Annotated in this window: 19 protein-coding genes; 7 read left to right on the forward strand and 12 right to left on the reverse strand. The window is 70.0% G+C overall.

Annotation, left to right across the window (positions count from 1 at the left end):
* Positions 1-71: 71 nt before the first annotated feature.
* The 5 genes from ACSDR0_RS00005 to ACSDR0_RS00025 all read right to left on the reverse strand — a co-directional run bounded on the left by ACSDR0_RS00005 (position 72) and on the right by ACSDR0_RS00025 (position 4,495).
* The gene (locus ACSDR0_RS00005; protein ID WP_435286573.1) at positions 72-263 is read right to left on the reverse strand and encodes a hypothetical protein; all 192 of its coding nucleotides are present in this window, start codon (positions 261-263) and stop codon (positions 72-74) included.
* A gap of 70 nt (positions 264-333) precedes the next feature.
* Positions 334-783 (reverse strand): hypothetical protein, encoded by a 450-nt coding sequence (locus ACSDR0_RS00010; RefSeq protein WP_435286574.1) that lies wholly within the window; start codon positions 781-783, stop codon positions 334-336.
* Positions 784-975: 192 nt separating this feature from the next.
* Positions 976-2,394 carry a BTAD domain-containing putative transcriptional regulator gene (locus tag ACSDR0_RS00015; protein WP_435286575.1) on the reverse strand — a complete coding sequence of 473 codons (1,419 nt, stop codon included), beginning with the start codon at positions 2,392-2,394 and terminating at the stop codon, positions 976-978.
* A gap of 94 nt (positions 2,395-2,488) precedes the next feature.
* On the reverse strand, positions 2,489-3,343 hold the full coding sequence (locus tag ACSDR0_RS00020) for a L,D-transpeptidase family protein (RefSeq protein ID WP_435286576.1): 855 nt from the start codon (positions 3,341-3,343) through the stop codon (positions 2,489-2,491).
* Between the two features lie 33 nt (positions 3,344-3,376).
* Positions 3,377-4,495: an FAD-dependent oxidoreductase gene (locus ACSDR0_RS00025; RefSeq protein ID WP_435286577.1), complete on the reverse strand. Its 1,119-nt coding sequence runs from the start codon at positions 4,493-4,495 to the stop codon at positions 3,377-3,379.
* A 716-nt stretch (positions 4,496-5,211) separates the two neighbouring features.
* Here ACSDR0_RS00025 and ACSDR0_RS00030 point away from each other — a divergent pair.
* Complete coding sequence (locus tag ACSDR0_RS00030; RefSeq protein ID WP_435286578.1) at positions 5,212-5,718, forward strand: DinB family protein; 507 nt, start codon at positions 5,212-5,214, stop codon at positions 5,716-5,718.
* Positions 5,719-5,784: 66 nt separating this feature from the next.
* Here the strand turns inward: ACSDR0_RS00030 and ACSDR0_RS00035 are convergent, their stop codons facing one another.
* Both ACSDR0_RS00035 and ACSDR0_RS00040 read right to left on the reverse strand, forming a co-directional pair.
* On the reverse strand, positions 5,785-6,384 hold the full coding sequence (locus tag ACSDR0_RS00035) for a MarR family winged helix-turn-helix transcriptional regulator (RefSeq protein WP_435286579.1): 600 nt from the start codon (positions 6,382-6,384) through the stop codon (positions 5,785-5,787).
* A gap of 145 nt (positions 6,385-6,529) precedes the next feature.
* Positions 6,530-7,837 carry a M50 family metallopeptidase gene (locus ACSDR0_RS00040; protein ID WP_435286580.1) on the reverse strand — a complete coding sequence of 436 codons (1,308 nt, stop codon included), beginning with the start codon at positions 7,835-7,837 and terminating at the stop codon, positions 6,530-6,532.
* 211 nt (positions 7,838-8,048) lie between these two features.
* Here ACSDR0_RS00040 and ACSDR0_RS00045 point away from each other — a divergent pair, with 211 nt between their 5' ends.
* Positions 8,049-8,654 (forward strand): response regulator transcription factor, encoded by a 606-nt coding sequence (locus ACSDR0_RS00045; RefSeq protein ID WP_435286581.1) that lies wholly within the window; start codon positions 8,049-8,051, stop codon positions 8,652-8,654.
* A gap of 64 nt (positions 8,655-8,718) precedes the next feature.
* Here ACSDR0_RS00045 and ACSDR0_RS00050 read toward each other — a convergent pair whose 3' ends face one another.
* Positions 8,719-9,834 (reverse strand): PP2C family protein-serine/threonine phosphatase, encoded by a 1,116-nt coding sequence (locus ACSDR0_RS00050; RefSeq protein ID WP_435286582.1) that lies wholly within the window; start codon positions 9,832-9,834, stop codon positions 8,719-8,721.
* 119 nt (positions 9,835-9,953) lie between these two features.
* Between ACSDR0_RS00050 and ACSDR0_RS00055 the strand changes: the two genes are divergently transcribed.
* A complete protein-coding gene (locus ACSDR0_RS00055; protein ID WP_435286583.1) occupies positions 9,954-11,183 on the forward strand; it encodes a GNAT family N-acetyltransferase in 1,230 nt (409 codons plus the stop codon).
* Positions 11,184-11,328: 145 nt separating this feature from the next.
* A complete protein-coding gene (locus ACSDR0_RS00060; protein WP_435286584.1) occupies positions 11,329-11,535 on the forward strand; it encodes a hypothetical protein in 207 nt (68 codons plus the stop codon).
* 3 nt (positions 11,536-11,538) lie between these two features.
* Here ACSDR0_RS00060 and ACSDR0_RS00065 read toward each other — a convergent pair whose 3' ends face one another.
* A complete protein-coding gene (locus ACSDR0_RS00065; protein WP_435286585.1) occupies positions 11,539-12,006 on the reverse strand; it encodes a ribose-5-phosphate isomerase in 468 nt (155 codons plus the stop codon).
* A 99-nt stretch (positions 12,007-12,105) separates the two neighbouring features.
* Between ACSDR0_RS00065 and def the strand changes: the two genes are divergently transcribed.
* Positions 12,106-12,594: a peptide deformylase gene (gene def / locus ACSDR0_RS00070; protein WP_435286586.1), complete on the forward strand. Its 489-nt coding sequence runs from the start codon at positions 12,106-12,108 to the stop codon at positions 12,592-12,594.
* Between the two features lie 24 nt (positions 12,595-12,618).
* On the opposite strand, the gene ACSDR0_RS00075 is transcribed toward def, so the two are convergent.
* Positions 12,619-14,028: an aldehyde dehydrogenase family protein gene (locus ACSDR0_RS00075; RefSeq protein ID WP_435286587.1), complete on the reverse strand. Its 1,410-nt coding sequence runs from the start codon at positions 14,026-14,028 to the stop codon at positions 12,619-12,621.
* A 154-nt stretch (positions 14,029-14,182) separates the two neighbouring features.
* Entirely contained in the window at positions 14,183-14,803 is a 621-nt protein-coding gene (locus ACSDR0_RS00080) for a mycothiol-dependent nitroreductase Rv2466c family protein (RefSeq protein WP_435286588.1), read from the reverse strand.
* 220 nt (positions 14,804-15,023) lie between these two features.
* Between ACSDR0_RS00080 and pepN the strand changes: the two genes are divergently transcribed.
* On the forward strand, positions 15,024-17,591 hold the full coding sequence (pepN, locus tag ACSDR0_RS00085; RefSeq protein WP_435286589.1) for an aminopeptidase N: 2,568 nt from the start codon (positions 15,024-15,026) through the stop codon (positions 17,589-17,591).
* A gap of 295 nt (positions 17,592-17,886) precedes the next feature.
* A complete protein-coding gene (locus ACSDR0_RS00090; protein ID WP_435286590.1) occupies positions 17,887-18,849 on the forward strand; it encodes a hypothetical protein in 963 nt (320 codons plus the stop codon).
* A 290-nt stretch (positions 18,850-19,139) separates the two neighbouring features.
* Here ACSDR0_RS00090 and ACSDR0_RS00095 read toward each other — a convergent pair whose 3' ends face one another.
* The gene (locus tag ACSDR0_RS00095; protein ID WP_435286591.1) at positions 19,140-19,739 is read right to left on the reverse strand and encodes a hypothetical protein; all 600 of its coding nucleotides are present in this window, start codon (positions 19,737-19,739) and stop codon (positions 19,140-19,142) included.
* Between the last annotated feature and the right edge of the window lie 41 nt (positions 19,740-19,780).

The raw sequence follows: 19,780 nt of genomic DNA on the forward strand, positions 1-19,780 counted from the left end.
GCTCCTGGCCGGGTTCATCGCCCAGACCGGCCTCATGATCTCCGAGCCGATGTAACGCTCGGCTTTCTCGCTCAGTAGTACACCGACACGTATCCGCCGGTGGCCCCGCTGTCCAGCCCCTTGATCGGGTAGGACTTCAGGAACGCGTAACTCGATCCGCAGCCGGGCCTGGCGGCGCTCGCCGCGCTCGCCGGGAGGGCGAACGTGGCCGACGCGCCGATGACGGCGGTCAGGGCGACGACGCCCGTAAAGAGTTTCTTCATGATTCCTCCCTGTAGGTCCGGTCCGGGCTTGACGGGATGGCCCACGTTCACCCCGTCCCGCACCCGGAGGTCAGCAACGCTCGCTCGTGGAGGCCTTCGGGTCGTTGGAGTCGGGGAACGGCCCGTACCCCTTCCAGCCGAGTGCCCGGGTGCACTGCGACAGTGTGCTCGCGCCGTGCGACCACAGTTCGGTGAACCGGCCGCTGTTACAGCTGGGGTCCTCCACGGTCGTTCCCCCCGAGGAGGACCGGGTGGTGACCGCGGCGCACGCGTCCCACGAACTGTGGCTGTTGCGCCAGTCGGTCCAGACGTAGACGTAGGCCCAGTTCTTGTTGCATCCCTTGAACTGCTTCACCGAGGCGAACGTCCGGCCGCCGGAGGTGACGTGGGCGGTCGTCCCGATCTGCGTCACGCTGGAGCAGCGGGGGTTGGTCTCGGCCTGGGCCGATCCGCTGAGACCGGCCAGCATCGGCAGGGCGAGGACGCTCACCGCGATGGCCTGGACGAGTTCTCTCTTCATCACGCGTACTTTCCGGTCGGGAGCGGGAGAGGCGCCTACCACCGTTCGCCGTCCGTACGACGGCGAGGCGGGGTGGGCAGAAGCAGCGTGGACCGGAACGCTTCACTTTTCCTGCACGGGGCGCCGGCGGGATCCTGCACGATCGCTGTACGCGTCACCGGCCGGTGAAGTCGCAAGTCAGGATCGTGGACGCTAGGGAACGACGTTCACGTCGAAAAAGATGCCGGACAGGTGAGGCATGAAGGGCACTCCCTGCGCGTCGATCATCTTCCAGTAGACCTTGCATCTTCCCGGCGTCGATCGCGCCTCGACGGACACGTTTATCAGCACCGGCTGGCCGGGGTCGGTGTCGCGGAGCGGTATCGAGGTCGGCGAGTCGCACCCGTCGGCTCCCGGCTGGAGCGGCTGGCGGGCCAGCCTGCGACCGCGCCAGGGGACCGAACCGGTGTTCGTGATCTTCCAGGTCTTCACGAACCGCTCCCCCACCTTGACCTCACTGCCGTCGGGGTAGGTGACGTCGGCGTCCAGCCGCGAGCTGTCGCCGGGAATGGGCCGTTTGGGACTGGGAGACTGCTGCGGGACGCCGGTCGCGACGGCCCCCGCGGGTGCGCCGGAGCGCGCCTGCTCCTGGAGCAACCAGTACCCTCCGGCCCCTCCGAGCCCGAGCAGGCAGGCGAGGCCGGCCAGGGTGACGGGAGAGAGCCGGCGGCGGGACGCCCCGGTCCGCTCGGGCGGCACGCGGCCGGGACCGAGGCCGGAGCCGGAGCCGGAGGCAGGGGCGGGGCCGGAGCCGGGGGCGAGGCCGGCGACATGCTCTTCGGAGGCCGCCGTCGCGTTTCCCCTCTCCGGCAGGAGCGTCACCGGCGCCGAAGGCCCCGCCACGTCCGCGCCGTGCTCCGCGACGATCTCAAGATGCAGGCGGCGGAGTTCGGGCCGGGGGTCGGTTCCGAGCTCGTCGGCGAGGGTCCTGCGGAGCCGTTCGTAGACCGTCAGCGCCTCGGCGGATCTGCCGATCATGTGCAGGGCCCGGACCAGCCGAAACTGCAGGGACTCGCGGAGCGGGCTCCGCGCCACCTCGTCCGCGAGCTCGGCGACCAGGGTGGCCGGGACGTTCGCCTCGTCGAGACAGAGGTCCGCGTACGACTCCATCGCGGACAACCTGAGTTCTTCCAGCCTCGCGACCTGGATCTCGACACAGGGGGTCGGCGGCACGTCGGAGAACGGCTTTCCCCGCCAGATCGCCAGTCCCTCCCGCAACGCGAGCGCGTCACCTCGGGAAAGGGTCTCCTCGAAACGCGCGACGTCCGTACCGGCGTGGTCGAGGTTCAGTTCGTACCCGCCGGAGCGGCTGACCAGGACCTGCCCGGCCACCTCCGCACGGGCGATGGAGCGGAGTGTCGCGCGCAGCCGCGAGGCCCTCACCTGGACGGCGTTCGCCGGATTCGCGGGAAGCCGATCCTGCCAGAGGACGTCGGCCAGGTGCTCGTTGGTGATCAGCCTGCCGGGATGGGCGAGCAGTTCGCCGAGAAACGCCCTGTCCTTGGCCGCGCTGGGAGCGACGGATCGCCCGTCGTGCACGATTTCGAGAGGCCCGAGTACAAGAAACTCCACGCCGGGAGTCTCCCATCCGGCGCGTCCCTGAAAAACCCTACGAAAACGGTGATGGCGGAGACGAATAATCGCCCCGCCATCACGCCCGGGTGGTTCAAGGGGACTCGGGAGACCCGGGGCGTTCGGGACGCTCGGGACGCTCGGGAGACGTGGAGCGCTCCGGAGGCTCGGGAGCCTCGGGCCGCCGGACGTAGACCGGGGTTCCCACCGGCGTCATGTCGAAGAGCGCCTTGGCGTTGTGGAGCGGGACCCGGATGCACCCGTGGGACGCGGGATGCCGGGGGACCCGCTCCGAGCCGTGGAAGCCGATGCCCTCGTTGAAATAGATGGTGTAGAACTGGTCTCCCAGTGGCCCGCTGGTCCATCCGGGTGTCCGGAACCAGGCGCGGAAGTCACCGGTGGGCGTGACGGCGACCCCGCAGTTTCCCTTCTTGCAGTAGTGCTCGCCGTTACCGGTCGAGATGTGCGAGACCAGCGCGGGCCTGCCGTCCCTCCACGCCGTGAGCAGCTGGCGGCGCAGGTCGATCTCCACCCTCGTGGGCGCCCCGTACGACACCAGCGGCCGCAGGCGCGCGGGGCGGGAGAGCGCCCTCCAGGTCTGCGGGTCGACCTGGTCGGCGGGAGGCAGCCCGTTCGCCTTCTGGAAGGCCCACACGGCCGCGCGCAGCGCGGGATGGTACTCGTCGCTGAGATCTCCCGGCTCGAATCCCAGCCGGTCGAGGCGCCGGTGGACCTCCCGGACCTGGGCGCTCCTGTCGCCGGGGCGAAGGAGGGGAAACCGTGACAGCGGGGTGTGCTCGGCACGGGGCGCGGGAGGGCGCTCATGGGGAATGGGCAGCCCGGAATGCCGCGACGACATGACACCGGTGTTCACGACACCGAATGGCAGGCACGCGGTGAGCACGAGGGCCGAGTTCGCGACCAGGAAGCACTTGATGGTTCTCCGCATTTTTAACGCCTATCCGCTCTCGGGCGCGATCCGTCAGAAGGAATACGAGTACTTGCGGTCCTCTATCGCTGCGCGCACCAGGCCGACGGCCTCCTGGGCGCAGCCCCAGGAGAAACTGAACCCGGCTCCGCCGTGCGCGAAGTTGTAGACGACCTGTTCCTCGTCGTCCCACTCAAGACAGACGTTCTCGTTCCGGAACGGCCGCAGCCCCACCCGTACCGGCTCGTCGGGATCCAGCCTGGCGTGTCGCAGCGCTGGCATGAAGGCCAGGCATCGCTCGTACATCTCCCGCACGGGCCGGTGGTTCTCCAGGTTGATTCCGGTGTCCCACTCGTCCTTCTCCGCCAGTCCCCCGAGAACGAGGAGCCTCGGATTGCGCGGCACGATGAAGACGATGTCCTGCTCGTCCTTGTTCTCCTCGTCGTGGGAGACGCAGTGGGCCTCGCGGATCCGGCGCCCGCGCAGCCCGTCGTTGCGGACCCGTACCAGCGCACCGCGCAGCGGGTACATGCCGATGCCGCGGAGCCCGGCGGTGCCGAGACCCGCGCAGCAGACGATCACCTCGGCGTCGAAGCGGTCGAGGAGCTCGGCCTTCCGCTCGGCCAGCAATCCCTCGACCCGGTACCGCTCGACCCGCACACCGTGGATTTTGACCTGCCGCATCAGCCAGGCCATGTACTGGTCGGTGTCGATCATGGGCGCCATGTGCGAGTACGCGTCGACCACGCCGTAGTCGGGGCTGACGCCGTTGCGCTCGGCGAGCGACGGGTCGCGGACGAAGCCGCGCACCTTCCCCGCGAGTTCCTGCATCTTGTGGAGATCGTGCGGGCTCTCCTCGACGGGGTGCTTGAAATAGAAGTTGGACCTTCGCATGGACACCCCGGGAACCCTGGCCCGGGCCAGCTTCTCGAACATCTCGTACGAGGTGACGCACCAGTTCTTGGAGCGGGCGAGCGAGATCTGGTCGTGGTGGTAGCCGCACACGGCGGGTGGCCACTCCCACAGCGCTCCCGCGACGACCGAGACGATGTCGGGGGCGAATCTCTCCGCGATGACTGTGACGCGGAACCCTTCCCTGGCCAGGCACAGCGCGCTGGTCAACCCGCTTACCCCGGCCCCGACGACAAGTATCTTCTCTGAATTCGCGCGCACCTGGGAACGCCTTCTTTCCGGATCCATCCAGCTCGATCACTTTTCGGCGTGACCGACCGCGGGAGGCCGTCACGACGAACGCTGAAACCCCTCCACAGTAAATCGGGCACCGGCGAATCCCAGAATGGCGGCGAACCCGGTATGGGAGAGGACCGGCCGCGAGCCGATGGGAAATCATTACCGATCGAGGAAACAATCTGGATTGAACGGGGAAAGGCAGCACTCGACCTGAATGCTCCTATGACGAACCTCTGGCCGCGTGCCAGATTTTCATCACCAATCCACCGATCCACCCGGGCGAATATTGACACCTCCTTCGTGGAGCCCCGGGTGTCACGGTGGGCCGACCGAGGTCACAGCGGGGTGAATTGCCTACGTTGCTCTGTGGGCTCGCCTATATGCCCTCGGTGGGATTGTTGAGGGCAGGTGAAGGGTCGAGTCGCACTTGTAATAGAACGTGGTGACTAAACAGTGGACAGTGATGACATATACCAATGCGCACGCGCCCTCCGGCACCCCTGCGGCCGGGCGAGGCGCACCCCAGGCCCTCGCGCGGGCCAGGTCTTTCCCATCGGCGGCGGACGGCCGCCGAAGCCACCCGCGAGAGATGCCCAGAAGCGGACATATAGCCTTATTGCCGACGAAATGTCGCGCCCAGCGCGACCGGCGCGAAAAGGGTATGACAGCGGCCCCGCGCGACGACAGGATGGGGCGCCATGACCGACACACGCGTTGACCCCGCCTTCGTCGCCGACGAGAGCACCATGCTGCACTCCTGGCTGGACTGGCACCGGGAGACCCTGGCCGTGAAGTGCGCCGGGCTCTCGGACGAGCAGCTCCGCATCCGTTCCGCCGAACCGTCCACGCTCTCCCTGCTCGGCCTGGTCCGCCACATGGCCGAGGTCGAGCGCAACTGGTTCCGCAACGTCCTCAACGGCGAGGGCGTCGCCCCGTTCTACTATTCCGACGACGATCCCGACGGCGACTTCGACACCCTGGAGACCAGCACGGCGGAGCAGGCGTTCGCCCGCTGGCGGGGCGAGGTCGCGCACGCGCGCGAGCTGTCCGCCGGGCTCCCCATGGACACCATCGGCAAGAGGCAACGCAACGACCACGACGTCTCGCTGCGCTGGATCCTCGTCCACATGATCGAGGAGTACGCCCGGCACAACGGTCACGCTGACCTCATCCGCCAGCGAATCGACGGGGTCACCGGCGAGTAGCGCCGCCAACCGGGCACGGACGCCCCGGTGAGGACGGGCCGGCGGGGAAACGGGAAGACGGCCGGGTCAGCCCGGGGCGGAGGTCTCCGCGAGAGTTCCGGCGAGTGTTTCGGCGATCGCCCGGTCGAGGCCGGCCAGGTTCGCCGGGCGGGCGATGGCGGCCTCGGCGAAACGGCCGAGAAGCCGGGCGAAGGCCTCGCGGTCCGGCTCGTCCCAGTCGGCCATCAGGCCGTCCAGGTAGGTGCGCCGGTGGCGGATCACCACCTCCAGCACGCGGCGGCCCCGCTCGCTCAGCACGAGCCGGGCCCGCCTGGCGTCCACGGCCGACTCCTCGCGCTCCACGAACCCCGCGCCGACCGCGTCGTTGACCAGCCTGCTGGCGGTGGAGGGATCGACGCCCAGCTGCTCGGCGACGGCGCCCACGGTCACCTCGGGCACGTCCAGGTCCAGCTTGTGCACGGCGTGCACGACCATCACGTTCGACATGTGCACCGGCCGCTGCGGCTCCCCGGCCCTGCGGGCGCGCAGTGGCCGCGACCAGATCCGGCGCAACCGGAACAGGGCCACGTCGACCACCGCTCCGGGCGTCCCCCCGCCCGCCGGGGCACCGGCGGCGTGGATGCCCGGCCCTTCGGAGCCTGGAGTGAACACGGAACGGGCGGGCATGCTGGTCTCCCGATTTTGTCGAATCCCCCGGCTTCGGGCAGGGGAGGATCTCAAGGCGTCACCCTAACCCCTGCGGGCGGGTGTCTCGCGCGGGACGTGCCGCGCCCGGGGGCGCCTCGTCGACCCGTACCGGGGCGGGAGGCGGTCAGCCGGACAGGCGGACCGGGTTGACCAGGTCGGCGTACATCAGCAGGCCCGCCATGATGATCATCAGGAAGGCGATCGCGTAGGTGAGGGGAAGCGCCTTGGCGATGTCGACGTGGCCGGGCGTGGGGCGGCGGGCGACGCGGGCGAAGCCGCGCTTGAGGCCCTCCCACAGGCCGCCCGCGATGTGGCCGCCGTCCAGGGGAAGCAGCGGGATCAGGTTGAACAGGCCGATCGCCAGGTTGAAGCCCGCCAGCAGGTTGATGAAGACGACGATCTTGTTTTCCAGCGGGATCGAGGCGGCGGCGATCTCACCGCCGATGCGGCTGACGCCGATGACACCGATCGGCCCGTTCCTGTCGCGCTCGTCACCGGAGAAGGCGGCGTGCCAGACGCCCACCATCTTCTCGGGGAACCTGAGCAGCGAGGCGGCGGTGGCCGAGGTGAGATCCCCCATGTGCGCTGCCACCGCGCCGAAGCTCTGCTGCTCGATGACGATCTTCGGGCTGACCCCGAGGTATCCGACACCCTTTTCGATCTTGCCGGGCTCGTCCAGCGACTCGCGGTCCTGGGCGATGAGGGCGGCGTTGACGGTCAGATCCTGACCGGCCCGCCTGATGCCGATCGCGATCGGACCCGCGCCGTGGTCGCGGATGGCCCGCGTCGCGGCGTCCCAGCTCGCGGCGGGCCTGCCCGCCACGGACACGATGACGTCTCCCGGCCTCAGCCCCGCCACGCTGGCCGGGCTGGGCCTGTCGGCCGCGGTGCACTCGGGGTTCTTGGCGTAGTCGGCGGCGGTCTTCACGCACTGCGGGATCGAGGCGATCTCGGTCTTCTGCGTGGGGATGCCGAACCCCATGAGCACGACGCCGAACAGGACGAACGCCAGCACGAAGTTCATCGCCGGGCCGCCGGACATGATGATGACCTTCTGCCACCAGGGCTTGCGATAGAAGACCCGGTCCTCGTCGCCCGGCCGCACGTCCTCGAGGGCCACGTCGCGGGCGTTCTCGATCAGGCCCTGCCAGGGGCCCGTGGAGACCGAGCGCACCTTGCCGGGGGCGTCGGTGGGCCGGGGCGGCAGCATGCCGATCATGCGGATGTAACCGCCGAGCGGGAGCCACTTGATGCCGTACTCGGTGTCGCCCTTGCGGCGCGACCACATCGTCGGGCCGAACCCCACCATGTACTGCGTGACCTTGACACCGAACAGCTTGGCCGGCACCAGGTGGCCGATCTCGTGCAGCCCGATCGACACCATCAGCCCCACAAGGAAGACGATGACCCCGACCACGGAGAGCCAGCTCACAGGTTCATACCCCCATCGCGGTTTCACCGACAATGCCCCATAAGAGGTTAGCCCAAGTATCCGGCCCCCACGCCGCCGCGGAAGGCGGCGTTCCCGGCCGCTCTACCGATCGGGCCGTTTGCGCTCTCTTCACCGATCGGACGCACTCCGTTGACATTCAGCGATCACACGAACACCCTGTGATGAAGGTGAGGCGGGAGAGAGGAGCGTTTTGATCGGGATCCTGGTTGCCGAGCATCTTCCCCTGGTCCGGCGCGGCCTGGTGGCGACGCTGGAGAACGAGAACGACATGAAGGTGGTGGCCGGCGTGGCCGCCGGACAGGACGTGCTTCCCGCCGTCCTGCGGCACGAGCCGGAGACGGCGGTCATCGATCTCGACCTGCCGGACGTCAGCGGTTTCACCGTCGCCCTCCGGCTGCACGAGGAGGCCCCCGGCTGCCGGATCCTCCTGCTGTCGCGCGACCCCAGCCCGGGGCAGGTCCGCCGGGCCTTCGCCGTCCACGCGCTCGGGTTCATGAGCCTGGAGGTCGGCTCCGAGCAACTGGCCCACGGCGTCCGCCAGGTGGCGGCCGGCCGTCGCGCGGTCGACTCCGAGCTCGCGGTGGCGGCCCTGAGGTCGGCGGACAACCCCCTGACCCGCAGGGAGCTCGACGTGCTCCGGCTGGTCGCGCAGGGGGCCAGGTCCAACGAGATCGCCGACCAGCTGTTCCTCTCCGTGGGAACGGTCCGCAACCACCTGTCGCGGATCATGTGCAAGACCCAGGCGCGCAACCGTCTCGACGCCGTACGCATCGCCGGCGACTCCGGGTGGCTCTGATCCCTCCTCGGCTCCCAAAGGCCCCGGGAGACGTGCCGTTCGGGAAAACGGTGAGACGCGCCGTTCAGGGGCGCCAGATGAGGATGAGGGCGCAGTCGTCGTTGTGGCCCGCCGACATGGAGGCGACCAGGTTGCGGGCGCCGTCGCGGAACCCCGAGGGCACCAGGCGCTCGGCCTCTCCCAGCAGGCGGTCGAGGCCCGCGTCGATGTCGCGTCCCGGCTGCTCGATCAGGCCGTCGGTGTAGAGCATGAGCGCGTCGCCCCTGCGCAGCATCCCCTGGTCGGCCTCGCAGTGCAGGTCGGGCACGACGCCGAGGACGACCCCCTTGGCCGGGGAGACCCGCCACGTCCCGGTGCCCGACTCGAACTTGACCACCGGGGGGTGACCGGCCGAGGTGATGACGTACTCGCCCGTGACGAGGTTGAGCCGCAGGTGGACCGCCGTGACGAAGCCCTCGGCCTCGCGCTGGCGGTGCAGGTAGGTGTTGCAGGCGGGCAGGAAGTCGGCGACCGAGCCGAGCAGCCCGCCGAAGGCGCCCGACAGCAGCAGTGCCCGGGTGCCCGCGTCGACGCCCTTGCCCGACACGTCGACCAGGGCGAGCTCCATCGTGTCGCCCTCGCGCACGGAGACCAGGAAGTCTCCACCGAAGGAGGAGCCCCCGGCCTGCTTGAGCACGACCTTGGAGCCCCACTCCTTGGGCAGCGGGGGCAGGTCGCTCTGGCTCTTGAGACGGTCGCGCAGCTCCAGCAGCATCGCGTCGCCGCGCAGGCCCTGCACGCCGAGCTTGCCGCGGGTGCGGGCCATCAGCGCGGCCAGCACCGCGGTGAAGCCGAAGGTGACCAGCAGGCCGGGACCGATGTGTCCCACCCCCCGCACCACGGCCACGTAGATCAGGGAGACCGCGACCGCGCACAGCAGCTTGACGAGACTGTTCAGCCGGAGCTGGAGCCCGGCCACAAGGGTGACCGGGATCATGAGCGCCGGGGAGAACCACTCCATGGAGACCCTTGCGGCCAGCCCGCCGATCAGCAGGGTCAGCAGGGTCAGGGTGATGAGCAGGTTCCGGTCGCGCGCCAGGGGGCCGCGCCGCAGGAAGCGCACGATGGGGACGAGAAGCGGGACACGGACCAGGAACGCGCGGAGCGCCGGAGGGAGCAGCGGCACCGGACGGGAACTCATGATGCGCTCGACTGTATCTGGCTATCCCCCCTTTGGGCAGCCCACTTGACCAACGCCTTGATCATTAAGCAGGGATATTAGATGGCCGGAACTGTTTGTCCCCTACTACCGTTTGGAAGATGACTCTCAGCCTGCGCCCGATCAGCGAAGCCGAATGGTCCGCTTGGAACACCGTGGACGAGGAGGCGTTCGGCGTCGCCGTCCCGGAACACCGGCAGGAGATCTTCAGGCGCAACCTCGAGTTCGACCGCTCGCTCGGCGTGTTCGACGGCGACCTGCTCGTGGGCACCACCGCGGTGTACAGCTTCAGCATGAACGTGCCCGGCGGCCCGATCCCGGTCGGCGGCGTCACCGCGGTCGGCGTGCTGCCCTCGCACCGCCGCCGGGGCGTTCTCTCCTCGCTGATGACCCGCCAGCTTTCCGACCTGCACGAGCGGGGCGAGGCGGTCGCCGCCCTCTACGCCTCCGAGGCGGCCATCTACGGGCGTTACGGCTACGGCAGGGCCGCGGACTGCATGGTCTTCCGGATCCCCACGGCCGACGCGGCCTTCACCCGGCACGCCCCGGTCGATCCCGCCCTGCGGCTGCGCGTCGTCAGGCCCGCGAACGCCAGGTCCGTCTTCGAGAAGATCTACGAGTCGGCGTTCGAGGAGCGTCCGGGACTGTACGCCCGCACGCCCGCACGCTGGGACGGGGTGCTGACCGACCACGAGTCCGACCAGGGCGGCGCCGGCCCGCTGCGCGCCGTCATCGCCGAGGACGACGGCGGCCCGCGCGGTTACGCGCTCTTCCGGATCAAGGCCTCCTTCGACGACCACGACCTTCCCGTCGGCGAGCTGCGGCTCAAGGAGCTGTTCGGCCTCGATCCCGCCGCCTACGCGCTGCTCTGGCGGCACGTCCTGGACCGCGACCTGGTCTCGCACGTCGCCGCCCAGAGCCGGCCCTCGGACGACCCGCTGATCCACCTGCTGGCCGAGCCGCGCAAGCTCCACGCGCTCTGGCTGGACGACCTGTGGGTCCGCGTCGTGGACGTCGAGCGGGCCCTTCCCGCCCGCCGCTACAGCGCGCCGGTGGACGTGGTGATCGAGGTCGAGGACGCCCTGTGCCCGTGGAACGCGCGCCGCTGGCGGCTGACGGCCGACACCTCGGGCGCCCGCTGCGCGCCCTCCGACGACCCCGCCGACCTGACCCTGCCCGTCTCCGTGCTGGGCGCCGCCTACCTGGGCGGGCGGCCGCTGGCGGCGCTGCTGGCGGCGGGGGTGGTACGGGAGACGCGTGCGGGGGCCCTGCGGGAGCTGTCCACCGCCATGTCGTGGGACCCCGCCCCCTGGGCCGGTCTGATCTTCTGACGACGCCTCAGGCGGCTCTTCCGATCTTCCGGCGGCGGCCACGACCACAGCCGTCCCGGCCGGAGCCGCTCAGACCCGCTCGGACCGATCGGACCCGCCCGGCCGGACCCTCTCGGGCGGGCCGGAGCGGGTTATGGTGGCTGGCATGGCACTGCAGAGCTTGCAGATCACCGCGATCACCGCGATGCGGGCGCGAGACGTCTCACGCCCGTCGCGGGATCAGCAGGAGGCCGCGGACCGCCGCCCCCTGCGCGACGAGACGCCCCGCAAGGAGCCCGCGCGCAACGGGGGCAACGGGGGGCGCCGGGAGCCGTCACGCGGGGAGCCCGCCCCCCGCGAGCGACACCGGTGAGGGCTACGGCAGCGAGGGGAGCTGGCCGATGGTCTCGTACGAGGTGAGCTGCGCGATCCTGCGGTTGTGCCGCTCGGCGCCGGAGTAGGTGGTGCCGAGGAAGACCTCGACGAACCGGATCGCCTCCTCGGGCTCGTGCATCCGGGAGCCGACGCTGACGACGTTGGCGTTGTTGTGCTCGCGGGCGAGTCTGGCGGTCTCCTCGCTCCAGGCCAGGGCGGCGCGGACGCCGCGCACCTTGTTGGCCGCGATCTGCTCGCCGTTGCCCGAGCCGCCGATGACGACGCCCAGGCTGCCCGGGTCCTCCACGACGCCCTCGGCCGCGCGGAGCACGAACGGCGGGTAGTCGTCCTCCTCGTCGTAGACGAAAGGACCGCAGTCCGTGACCTCGTGGCCGTGCTCCTTCAGCCAGGAGACGACACGGTTCTTGAGCTCATAGCCGGCATGGTCGGCACCGATGTAGACGCGCACCCGCCCAGTTTCGCAGGTACGCGCGGGCGGCTCTACCCGGCCCCCGGCTAGAGTAACAGCCGCAATGCTTACGTAACCCTTACAAGAGAGAGCCCCCACATGCGTGACATCCGAGTGGTCGGTGACCCTGTCCTGCGCACGCCCGCCGAGCCGATCACCGGCTTCGACCGCGACCTGCGGCGCATGATCGACGAGATGTTCGAGGTGATGTACGCCGCGCGGGGCGTCGGCCTGGCCGGTCCGCAGATCGGCGTGTCGAAGCGGATCTTCGTCTACGACTGCAGCAACCGCAAGGGTCATGTGATCAACCCGCAGCTGACCGTGGACGACGACGCCGAGGTCCTCGACGAGGAGGGCTGCCTGTCCGTCCCCGACCGCGGCACCGGCACCCCGATCTACGCCAGGACGCCCCGGGCCGCGGGGGTCACCGTGACCGGCCTGGACCGGCTGGGGCGGCCGATCCGGATCAGGGCCCGCGGCACGCTGGCGCGCTGCTTCCAGCACGAGACCGACCACCTCGACGGCAGGCTCTACGTGGACAGGCTGGCCAAGGACGCCGCCAGGAAGGTCCTGCTCCAGGCGCCCTGACCCCTCGCGGCCGCCGGGCGGCCGTCAGAGCTGGACGGCTTTGATCTCCAGATACTCCTCGAGCCCGAACTCGCCCAGCTCGCGGCCGAGGCCCGACTGCTTGTAGCCGCCGAAGGGCGCCCGCGGGTTGAACTGGCCGCCGTTGACCGCCACCTGGCCGGTGCGCAGCCGCCGGGCGACCGCGACCGCCCGTTGCTCGCCGCCCGCCCACACCGCGCCCGCCAGGCCGTACGGCGTGCCGTTGGCGATGGCGACCGCCTCGTCCTCGCCCCGGAGGTAGGGGATGATCGTGAGGACCGGGCCGAAGATCTCCTCCTGCTCGATCACCATCCCCGGCTCCACCCCGGCGAACACCGTGGGCGCGACGTAGAAGCCGCGCTCCAGGGGCCGGTCGGTGCCTCCGGCGACCAGCCGGGCGCCCTCCTCCTGGCCCCGGTTGATGTAGCGGACCACCCGGTCGCGCTGGGCCGCGGACACGAGCGGGCCGAGCCTGGTCCCCTCGTCGAAGGGGTCGCCGACGGTGTATCTGCCCGCGGCCTCGACGGCGAGACGGACGGCCTCGTCGTACTGGTCGCGATGGACGATCATGCGGGTCCATGCCGAACAGGTCTGGCCGGAGTTGATGAAGGCATTGGCCACCGTCGCCTTGACCGCCGTCCCCAGGTCCGCGTCCGGCAGGATCAGGCTGGCGGACTTGCCGCCGAGTTCCAGGGCCACCCGCTTGATCGTCTCGGCCGCGAGCACGGCGACCCGGCGCCCGGCCCGGGTGGAGCCGGTGAACGACACCATGTCCACCCCGGGATGGGAGGCCAGGGCCTCGCCCACCACCGGGCCGTGACCGCTGACCATGTTGAAGACCCCGGCGGGCAGTCCGACCTCGTCGAGGATCCCGGCGAGCGCGAAGGCCGCCAGCGGCGCCACCTCGCTGGGCTTCAGCACAACCGTGCAGCCCGCGGCGAGCGCGGCGCCCACCTTGCAGACGACCTGGTGGAGGGGGTAGTTCCAGGGGGTGATGGCGGCGACCACCCCGACCGGCTCCCTGAAGACGCGGGAGTTGCCGACCTGCCCGCCCTCGAAGTCGTAGGTCTCGGCCAGCTGGGCGTACGAGGCCAGCACCCCGGCGGGCATCAGCGTGTGCACCCTCATCGCCACGCCGTACGGGGCGCCCATGTCCGTGGCGATGATCCTGGCTATCTGGTCGGAGCGTTCTCGTATCAGGTCGGCGGCCGCGGCGAGAATTTTTCCCCGCTCGGCGGGGGCCGTCGCGGACCAGGAGGGGAAGGCCTCGCGGGCGGCGGCCACGGCGGCCTCGACGTCGGCGGGCGTCCCGGCGGGAACCCTGTCGATCAGCTCCTCGGTCGCGGGATTGATCACGTCGATGCTCTCGCCCGACGCGGACGACTGCCAGGCTCCGTTCAGATAAAGGTGACGCATGCCCTCATCCTGGCGTGCGTGCCGTTGTTACGCGAGGGCGAGCGTGGCGCGACTCCCATACAAAAATGATCTTTGTACGGGAGCACAGCGGGTCGCGCGCCGAGCCCGGCCGGAGCCGCCGCCCGCCGCGGTCGCGCACGGCGGGCGGAACGGATCAGTCGAAGATCGGCTCTCGGGTCCTGGAGCGCTTGAGCTCGAAGAAACCGTCGATGCCCGCCACCAGGCGCACACCGTCCCAGAGCTTGCCCGCCTCCTCGCCCTTGGGGGCCGGGGAGATGACCGGGCCGAAGAAGGCGACGCCGTCGACGGAGATCACGGGGGTGCCGACCTCCTGGCCGACCCGGTCGATGCCGTCGTTGTGCGAGGCGCGCAGTGCCTCGTCGAACTCCGTCGAGTCCATCGCGTCGGCGAAGGCGCGGTCGAGCCCCGCGGCCTCCAGGGCCTCCTCGACGGTCTCGCGGAGCGTGTCGAGCTCCCTGATCTTGCGCTGGTTGTGAAAACGGGTGCCAAGCTCGGTGTAGAGGCGGCCGACCGTCTCGGAGTCGTACTTCTCCTGCACGGCGGTGACCACCCGGACCGGGCCGATGGCCCTGGCGATCATCTCGCGGTAGGTGTCGGGGACGTCCTTGTCCTCGTTCAGCACGTTGAGGCTCATGATGTGCCAGCGCGGCTCGATCGGCCGCACCTTCTCGACCTCCAGCAACCAGCGAGAGGTCATCCACGCGAACGGGCAGAAGGGATCGAACCAGAGGTCGACAGGGGTCCGCTCAGTCATCTTTTCCGGCTTCCTGATCGTGAGGCTTCTTCGGTAGCGACAACCCGGATGGCGGAGTTCCCTATTCCACAGGTGGACTATTACCTTGACATGCCTCTTTATCCTCGGCCTTGGGTATCAGCCCGCAGACTGATGCGAAGCGGCGGTCCGCGGCCTTACATGGCAGGATTCAGTCACCCCTTAGCAATGGAGCGGGGGAAGTTGTGAAGAGGGAGCGGTAGTGGCAGGCAATCTGACCCGTGACGAGGCGCGCGAGCGCGCACGGCTGCTCAGCGTGCAGTCCTATGCGGTGGAGCTCGACCTGACCGAGGGTGAGGAGCGCTTCGAGAGCGTCACCACGGTCCGCTTCACCAGCACCCGCCCGGGTGCGGGGACGTTCGTCGATCTGGCCGGCGCCAAGGTGCGCAAAGCAGTTCTGAACGGCGTTGAGCTGGACGTGGACGGCTACGACCCGGAGACCGGGCGGCTGCCGCTGCCGGGCCTGGCCGAGACCAACGAGCTGCGCGTGGACGCCGACTGTTCCTACAGCCGCACCGGTGAGGGCCTGCACCGCTTCGTCGACCCGGTCGACAAGAGCGTCTATCTGCACAGCCAGTTCGAGACGGCCGACGCGCACCGGATGTACGCGTGCTTCGACCAGCCCGACCTCAAGGCGGCATTCGAGCTGACCGTGCTCGCGCCGTCCCACTGGGAGGTCATCTCCAACGCGGCGCCCGACGCGGCCGAGGAGCTGCCGGAGCACCGCGGCAGGCACGGCGCGCTCCAGGCGGCCAAGCGCTGGCACTTCCCGCCCTCCCCGGTGATGTCGACCTACATCACCGCGCTGTGCGCGGGGCCGTACCACAAGGTGACCTCCGAGCACGACGGCATCCCGCTGGGCCTGTACTGCCGGGCCTCTCTCGCCGAGCACCTCGACGCGGACAACCTCTTCGAGGTGACCAGGCAGGGCTTCGACTTCTTCCACAGGATCTTCGGCCTCCGCTACCCGTTCGGGAAGTACGACCAGCTCTTCGTCCCCGAGTTCAACGCCGGGGCGATGGAGAACGCGGGCTGCGTGACCTTCCTGGAGGACTACGTCTTCCGCTCGCGCGTCACCGACGCGGTGATCGAGCGCCGCGCCGAGACGATCCTGCACGAGATGGCGCACATGTGGTTCGGCGACCTGGTCACCATGCGCTGGTGGGACGACCTGTGGCTGAACGAGTCGTTCGCCACCTACGCCTCGGTGCTCTGCCAGGCCGAGGCCACCCGCTGGGGCCAGGGCGCGTGGACGACCTTCGCCAACGTCGAGAAGGCCTGGGCCTACCGCCAGGACCAGCTGCCCTCGACCCACCCGATCGCCGCCGACATCGTCGACATGCAGGCGGTCGAGGTCAACTTCGACGGGATCACGTACGCCAAGGGCGCCTCGGTCCTCAAGCAGCTCGTCGCCTACGTGGGCCTGGACAACTTCCTGGCCGGGGTCCGCGACTACTTCAACGAGCACGCCTGGGGCAACACCACGCTCGCGGACCTGCTGGGCGCGCTGGAGCGCACCTCGGGGCGCGACCTGTCCTCCTGGTCGAAGGAGTGGCTGGAGACCTCCTGGGTCAACACGCTGCGCCCGTCGTTCACCGTCGACTCCGAGGGCCGTTTCCTGGAGTTCGACGTACTCCAGGAGGCCCCCGCCGACTACCCGACGCTGCGCTCGCACCGCGTCGCCATCGGCCTGTACTCCACGCGGGACGGCGAGCTGGCCCGCGTCAAGCGGGTCGAGCTGGACGTCGTCGGCGCGCGCACGGCCGTGACCGAGCTGGTCGGCGAGGTCCAGCCGGACCTCGTCCTGATCAACGACGACGACCTGACGTACGCCAAGGTCAGGCTCGACGAGCGGTCGCTGCGGACCGTGACGGAGGGCGGCATCGGCAGGTTCACCGAGTCCCTGCCCCGCGCGCTGTGCTGGTCGGCCGCCTGGGACATGACCCGCGACGCCGAGATGACCACCCGCGACTACCTCACCCTGGTCATCTCCAACATCGAGTCGGTCACGGACATCACGGTCGCCCAGACCGTGCTCCGCCAGGTCCGCCTGGCCGTCCAGCAGTACGGCGCCCCCGCCCGGCGCGCCGAGGGCCTGGCCCGGCTGGCCTCCTCGCTGCGCGGCCTGGCCGCCGCGGCCGCGCCCGGCTCCGACCACCAGCTCGCCTACCTGAACGCGCTGTCGGCCGTGGCCACCTCCACCGAGGACCTGGCGTTCCTGAAGGGGCTGCTGGACGGCGAGACGGTGCTCGACGGCCTCACCGTCGACGCCGACCTGCGCTGGACGCTGACCGGCGCCCTGGTCTCCGGCGGCCTGCTCGGCGAGGAGGACATCGCCCAGGAGCTGCTGCGCGACGCCACCGCGACGGGCGAGCGCTCCGCCGCGCTCTGCCGCGCCGGGATCCCGACCGCCCAGGGCAAGGCGAACGCCTGGGCCGCGATCACCGAGGGCAAGCTGAGCGGCGCGGTGCTCCGCTCGACGATCGCCGGCTTCATGGACCCGCGCCACCCGGACCTGCTGGAGCCCTACGGGGCGAAGTACTTCGAGGAGATCGGCAGGATCTGGGCGTCCTGGAGCTCCGACAGCGCCCAGAACTTCGCGAACGGCTGCTACCCGGCGCTGAACATCTCCCCCGAGACGGTCGCCAGGACCCAGGACCTCATCTCGTCCACCCAGCCGCCGCACGCCCTCAAGCGCCTGCTGCTCGAAGGGGCCGACAGCATCGGCCGCGCCCTGCGCGCCCAGGCCAAGGACGCCTCGGCGGCCTGAACCGGTCGCGGGTCCGGTCACGGTGCCCGGCCAGGTCGCGAGACCGGTTCCCGCCCCGCGACCTGGCCCGGCCACCCGGCCGGGCCCGGTCACCGGGAGGCCGGGAGACGCACCACGCGGACGCCCCTCGCCGTCACGGCGAGGGGCGTTCCGCCGCCCGGGCCACCCGTGGTGAGGCCTTGAGTGGTTCCTGGGAAACACTGATAGAAATAGTCATCAAACGCGGGAAGCACCCCGCGTCTCGCTTTATGGAGACACCGGTCCTGTCGCTCATGGGTCATGAGAGGGTAATCACGTGGAATCGGCGCGTGACCTGCTCATCTCCCTGGCCCGGAGATACGCGTTCGGTGACGTCGGAGCCCTCGCCTCCGGCGTCGTGAAGGACGCGGGCAACATCGAGGCGGCGTGCGAGTTCGGCCAGCGGCTGCTCTCGCTCGACGCCGAGGACTTCGCCGCCGAGGCACGGGCCGTGCCGAGCGACCTGAGGCGGCGGGCGCGGGCCTGCACGATGCCGCAGACGCCCCGCGAGCAGCCGCGCGGCGCGCTGGAGTCGCTGCGGCCCGCGTACGGGCTGCTGCTGGAGGTCATCGCGGTCAGGTGGCACCGCCGCGAGCTGAGCCCGATGGTCGCCGCCGTCCACATCGCCAGCGAGTATCTCCCGCTGCTCGCCTTCGAGCCGGTGCTCGGCAGCGCCGGAGACCCGGTGCGCTGGCCGGAGGGGCTCACCGCGCCGGGCAGCAGGTTCGGGGTGATCGGCGACCGCGACTGCGACCACACGAGGGCCGAGCAGTCGGCCGTCAACCGGACCCTGCGCGTGGCCGGTGAGCCGGCCGAGGGGTGGCGCGCCTACTTCGACCGCCAGCACAGCCAGGTGGCCGGGGCGCTGGCCACCTGCGTGGCCGACTGCCGCAACCCCTGCACCGCGATGGACTGGGTGGAGCCGGGCCGCCGCGACGACCTCGCGCTGCGTTCCCGGGTGGCCCTGGCCTTCGCCGAGACCCCGCTGGTGCGGTTGCGCCACGCGGCCCCGGTGGGCCACGGGTTCGGGGTGCCCTCCCCCGAGGAGGTCACCGAGGCCTGGGAGCGCAGCCGGACCGTCCTGGCCAAGAACGGCGTGGGCGGAGAGGCGTCCGAAGACGACGGCTTCCCGCTGCCGGGGTTGCCCGCCCTGTTCTCCGCCGTCGCAGGCGCCCCGGTGAAGCCCTCGACGCTGCTGGCGGACATCAGCACCTACCTGGTGAAGCTTCTCCAGCCCTGATCGGGCGGGCCCTCAGAGGGCGTTTAGGTATGGATTGTGGCCATAAGTCGCTCTTGCGTCCGACGGCCTTCGGGTTGATTTGCACCTTACATGTGCCTTCGCGGCCTTCCGGGTGCCGACCTGCGTGCCCGTTTGATCCAGTTCTTGGCACTGGATTCCGTCTGGTTTGGCGATGGGGTGGAAGCTCCCAATTGATGGGAAGCTTCCAGGCATTTCAGGCCGTGCAGGTTGGTGATGAATACGACAAAGCACATCAAAATACCCATCGTAAATCGATGTCAAACGCCCACTCAGAGCCAGTTGTCGATGAGCACCGAGAGCGCGCAGCAGGTGATGGAGACCATCATGAGCAGGACGCTCCGGCGGATGTAGCGGTGCTTGGCGTCCCCGACGGCGTTGAGCCTCCTGATCTCCAGGACGATCAGGTCGACCCTGGCCTCGGCGTCGCGGCCGTGCGCGCCCGGCCCCACCCCGTATCCCAGCCGGGGGTCCGGCGCCGGCGGCGGCGTGTCGCCGGCGAACCCGCCGGGATAGAAGCGGCGCCGCTCCAGGGCTTTGCCCGCGAGCCCGGCGGTGCGGCGATAGAGGGCGCCGGCGAGCATGAGGATTCCCAGCAGCCAGAAGAACAGGCTCGTCCACCAGAGCCACTCGACCTTGCTGGACAGCTCGCCGGGCCTCCAGTGGCCGTTCAGCAGCCCGACGACGACGGCACCGGCGGCGGCACCCGTCGCGAACAGCAGGATGGCCGCCGTCTCGTCCTCCCCGCGGACCTTGCGGCGGGCGTCGGCGAGCGTCGCCTGGACGTAGTCGAGGATCCTGCCGGGCTCCCGATCCGCCGCGGACCTCCTGCGAGAACGACCCGTCAGCACGTCCCACATGATCCTCAGCACGAGCCGATTATCCGGGAAAACCATCCTCGTTCCGCCCGGAC

Origin of the sequence: Streptosporangium sp. G11 (assembly GCF_051192615.1) — a bacterium.
Taxonomy (GTDB): Bacteria; Actinomycetota; Actinomycetes; order Streptosporangiales; family Streptosporangiaceae; genus Streptosporangium.

What these genes read in the sequence shown, in the direction of transcription:
- ACSDR0_RS00030 (WP_435286578.1), top strand. Translation starts at nt 5,212, where the DNA reads ATGACCGACACACGCGTTGACCCCGCCTTCGTCGCCGACGAGAGCACC.
- def (WP_435286586.1), top strand. Translation starts at nt 12,106, where the DNA reads ATGCGTGACATCCGAGTGGTCGGTGACCCTGTCCTGCGCACGCCCGCC.
- ACSDR0_RS00050 (WP_435286582.1), bottom strand. Translation starts at nt 9,834, where the DNA reads ATGAGTTCCCGTCCGGTGCCGCTGCTCCCTCCGGCGCTCCGCGCGTTC.
- ACSDR0_RS00075 (WP_435286587.1), bottom strand. Translation starts at nt 14,028, where the DNA reads ATGCGTCACCTTTATCTGAACGGAGCCTGGCAGTCGTCCGCGTCGGGC.
- ACSDR0_RS00020 (WP_435286576.1), bottom strand. Translation starts at nt 3,343, where the DNA reads ATGCGGAGAACCATCAAGTGCTTCCTGGTCGCGAACTCGGCCCTCGTG.
- ACSDR0_RS00010 (WP_435286574.1), bottom strand. Translation starts at nt 783, where the DNA reads ATGAAGAGAGAACTCGTCCAGGCCATCGCGGTGAGCGTCCTCGCCCTG.
- ACSDR0_RS00060 (WP_435286584.1), top strand. Translation starts at nt 11,329, where the DNA reads ATGGCACTGCAGAGCTTGCAGATCACCGCGATCACCGCGATGCGGGCG.
- ACSDR0_RS00080 (WP_435286588.1), bottom strand. Translation starts at nt 14,803, where the DNA reads ATGACTGAGCGGACCCCTGTCGACCTCTGGTTCGATCCCTTCTGCCCG.
- ACSDR0_RS00005 (WP_435286573.1), bottom strand. Translation starts at nt 263, where the DNA reads ATGAAGAAACTCTTTACGGGCGTCGTCGCCCTGACCGCCGTCATCGGC.
- ACSDR0_RS00055 (WP_435286583.1), top strand. Translation starts at nt 9,954, where the DNA reads ATGACTCTCAGCCTGCGCCCGATCAGCGAAGCCGAATGGTCCGCTTGG.
- ACSDR0_RS00035 (WP_435286579.1), bottom strand. Translation starts at nt 6,384, where the DNA reads ATGCCCGCCCGTTCCGTGTTCACTCCAGGCTCCGAAGGGCCGGGCATC.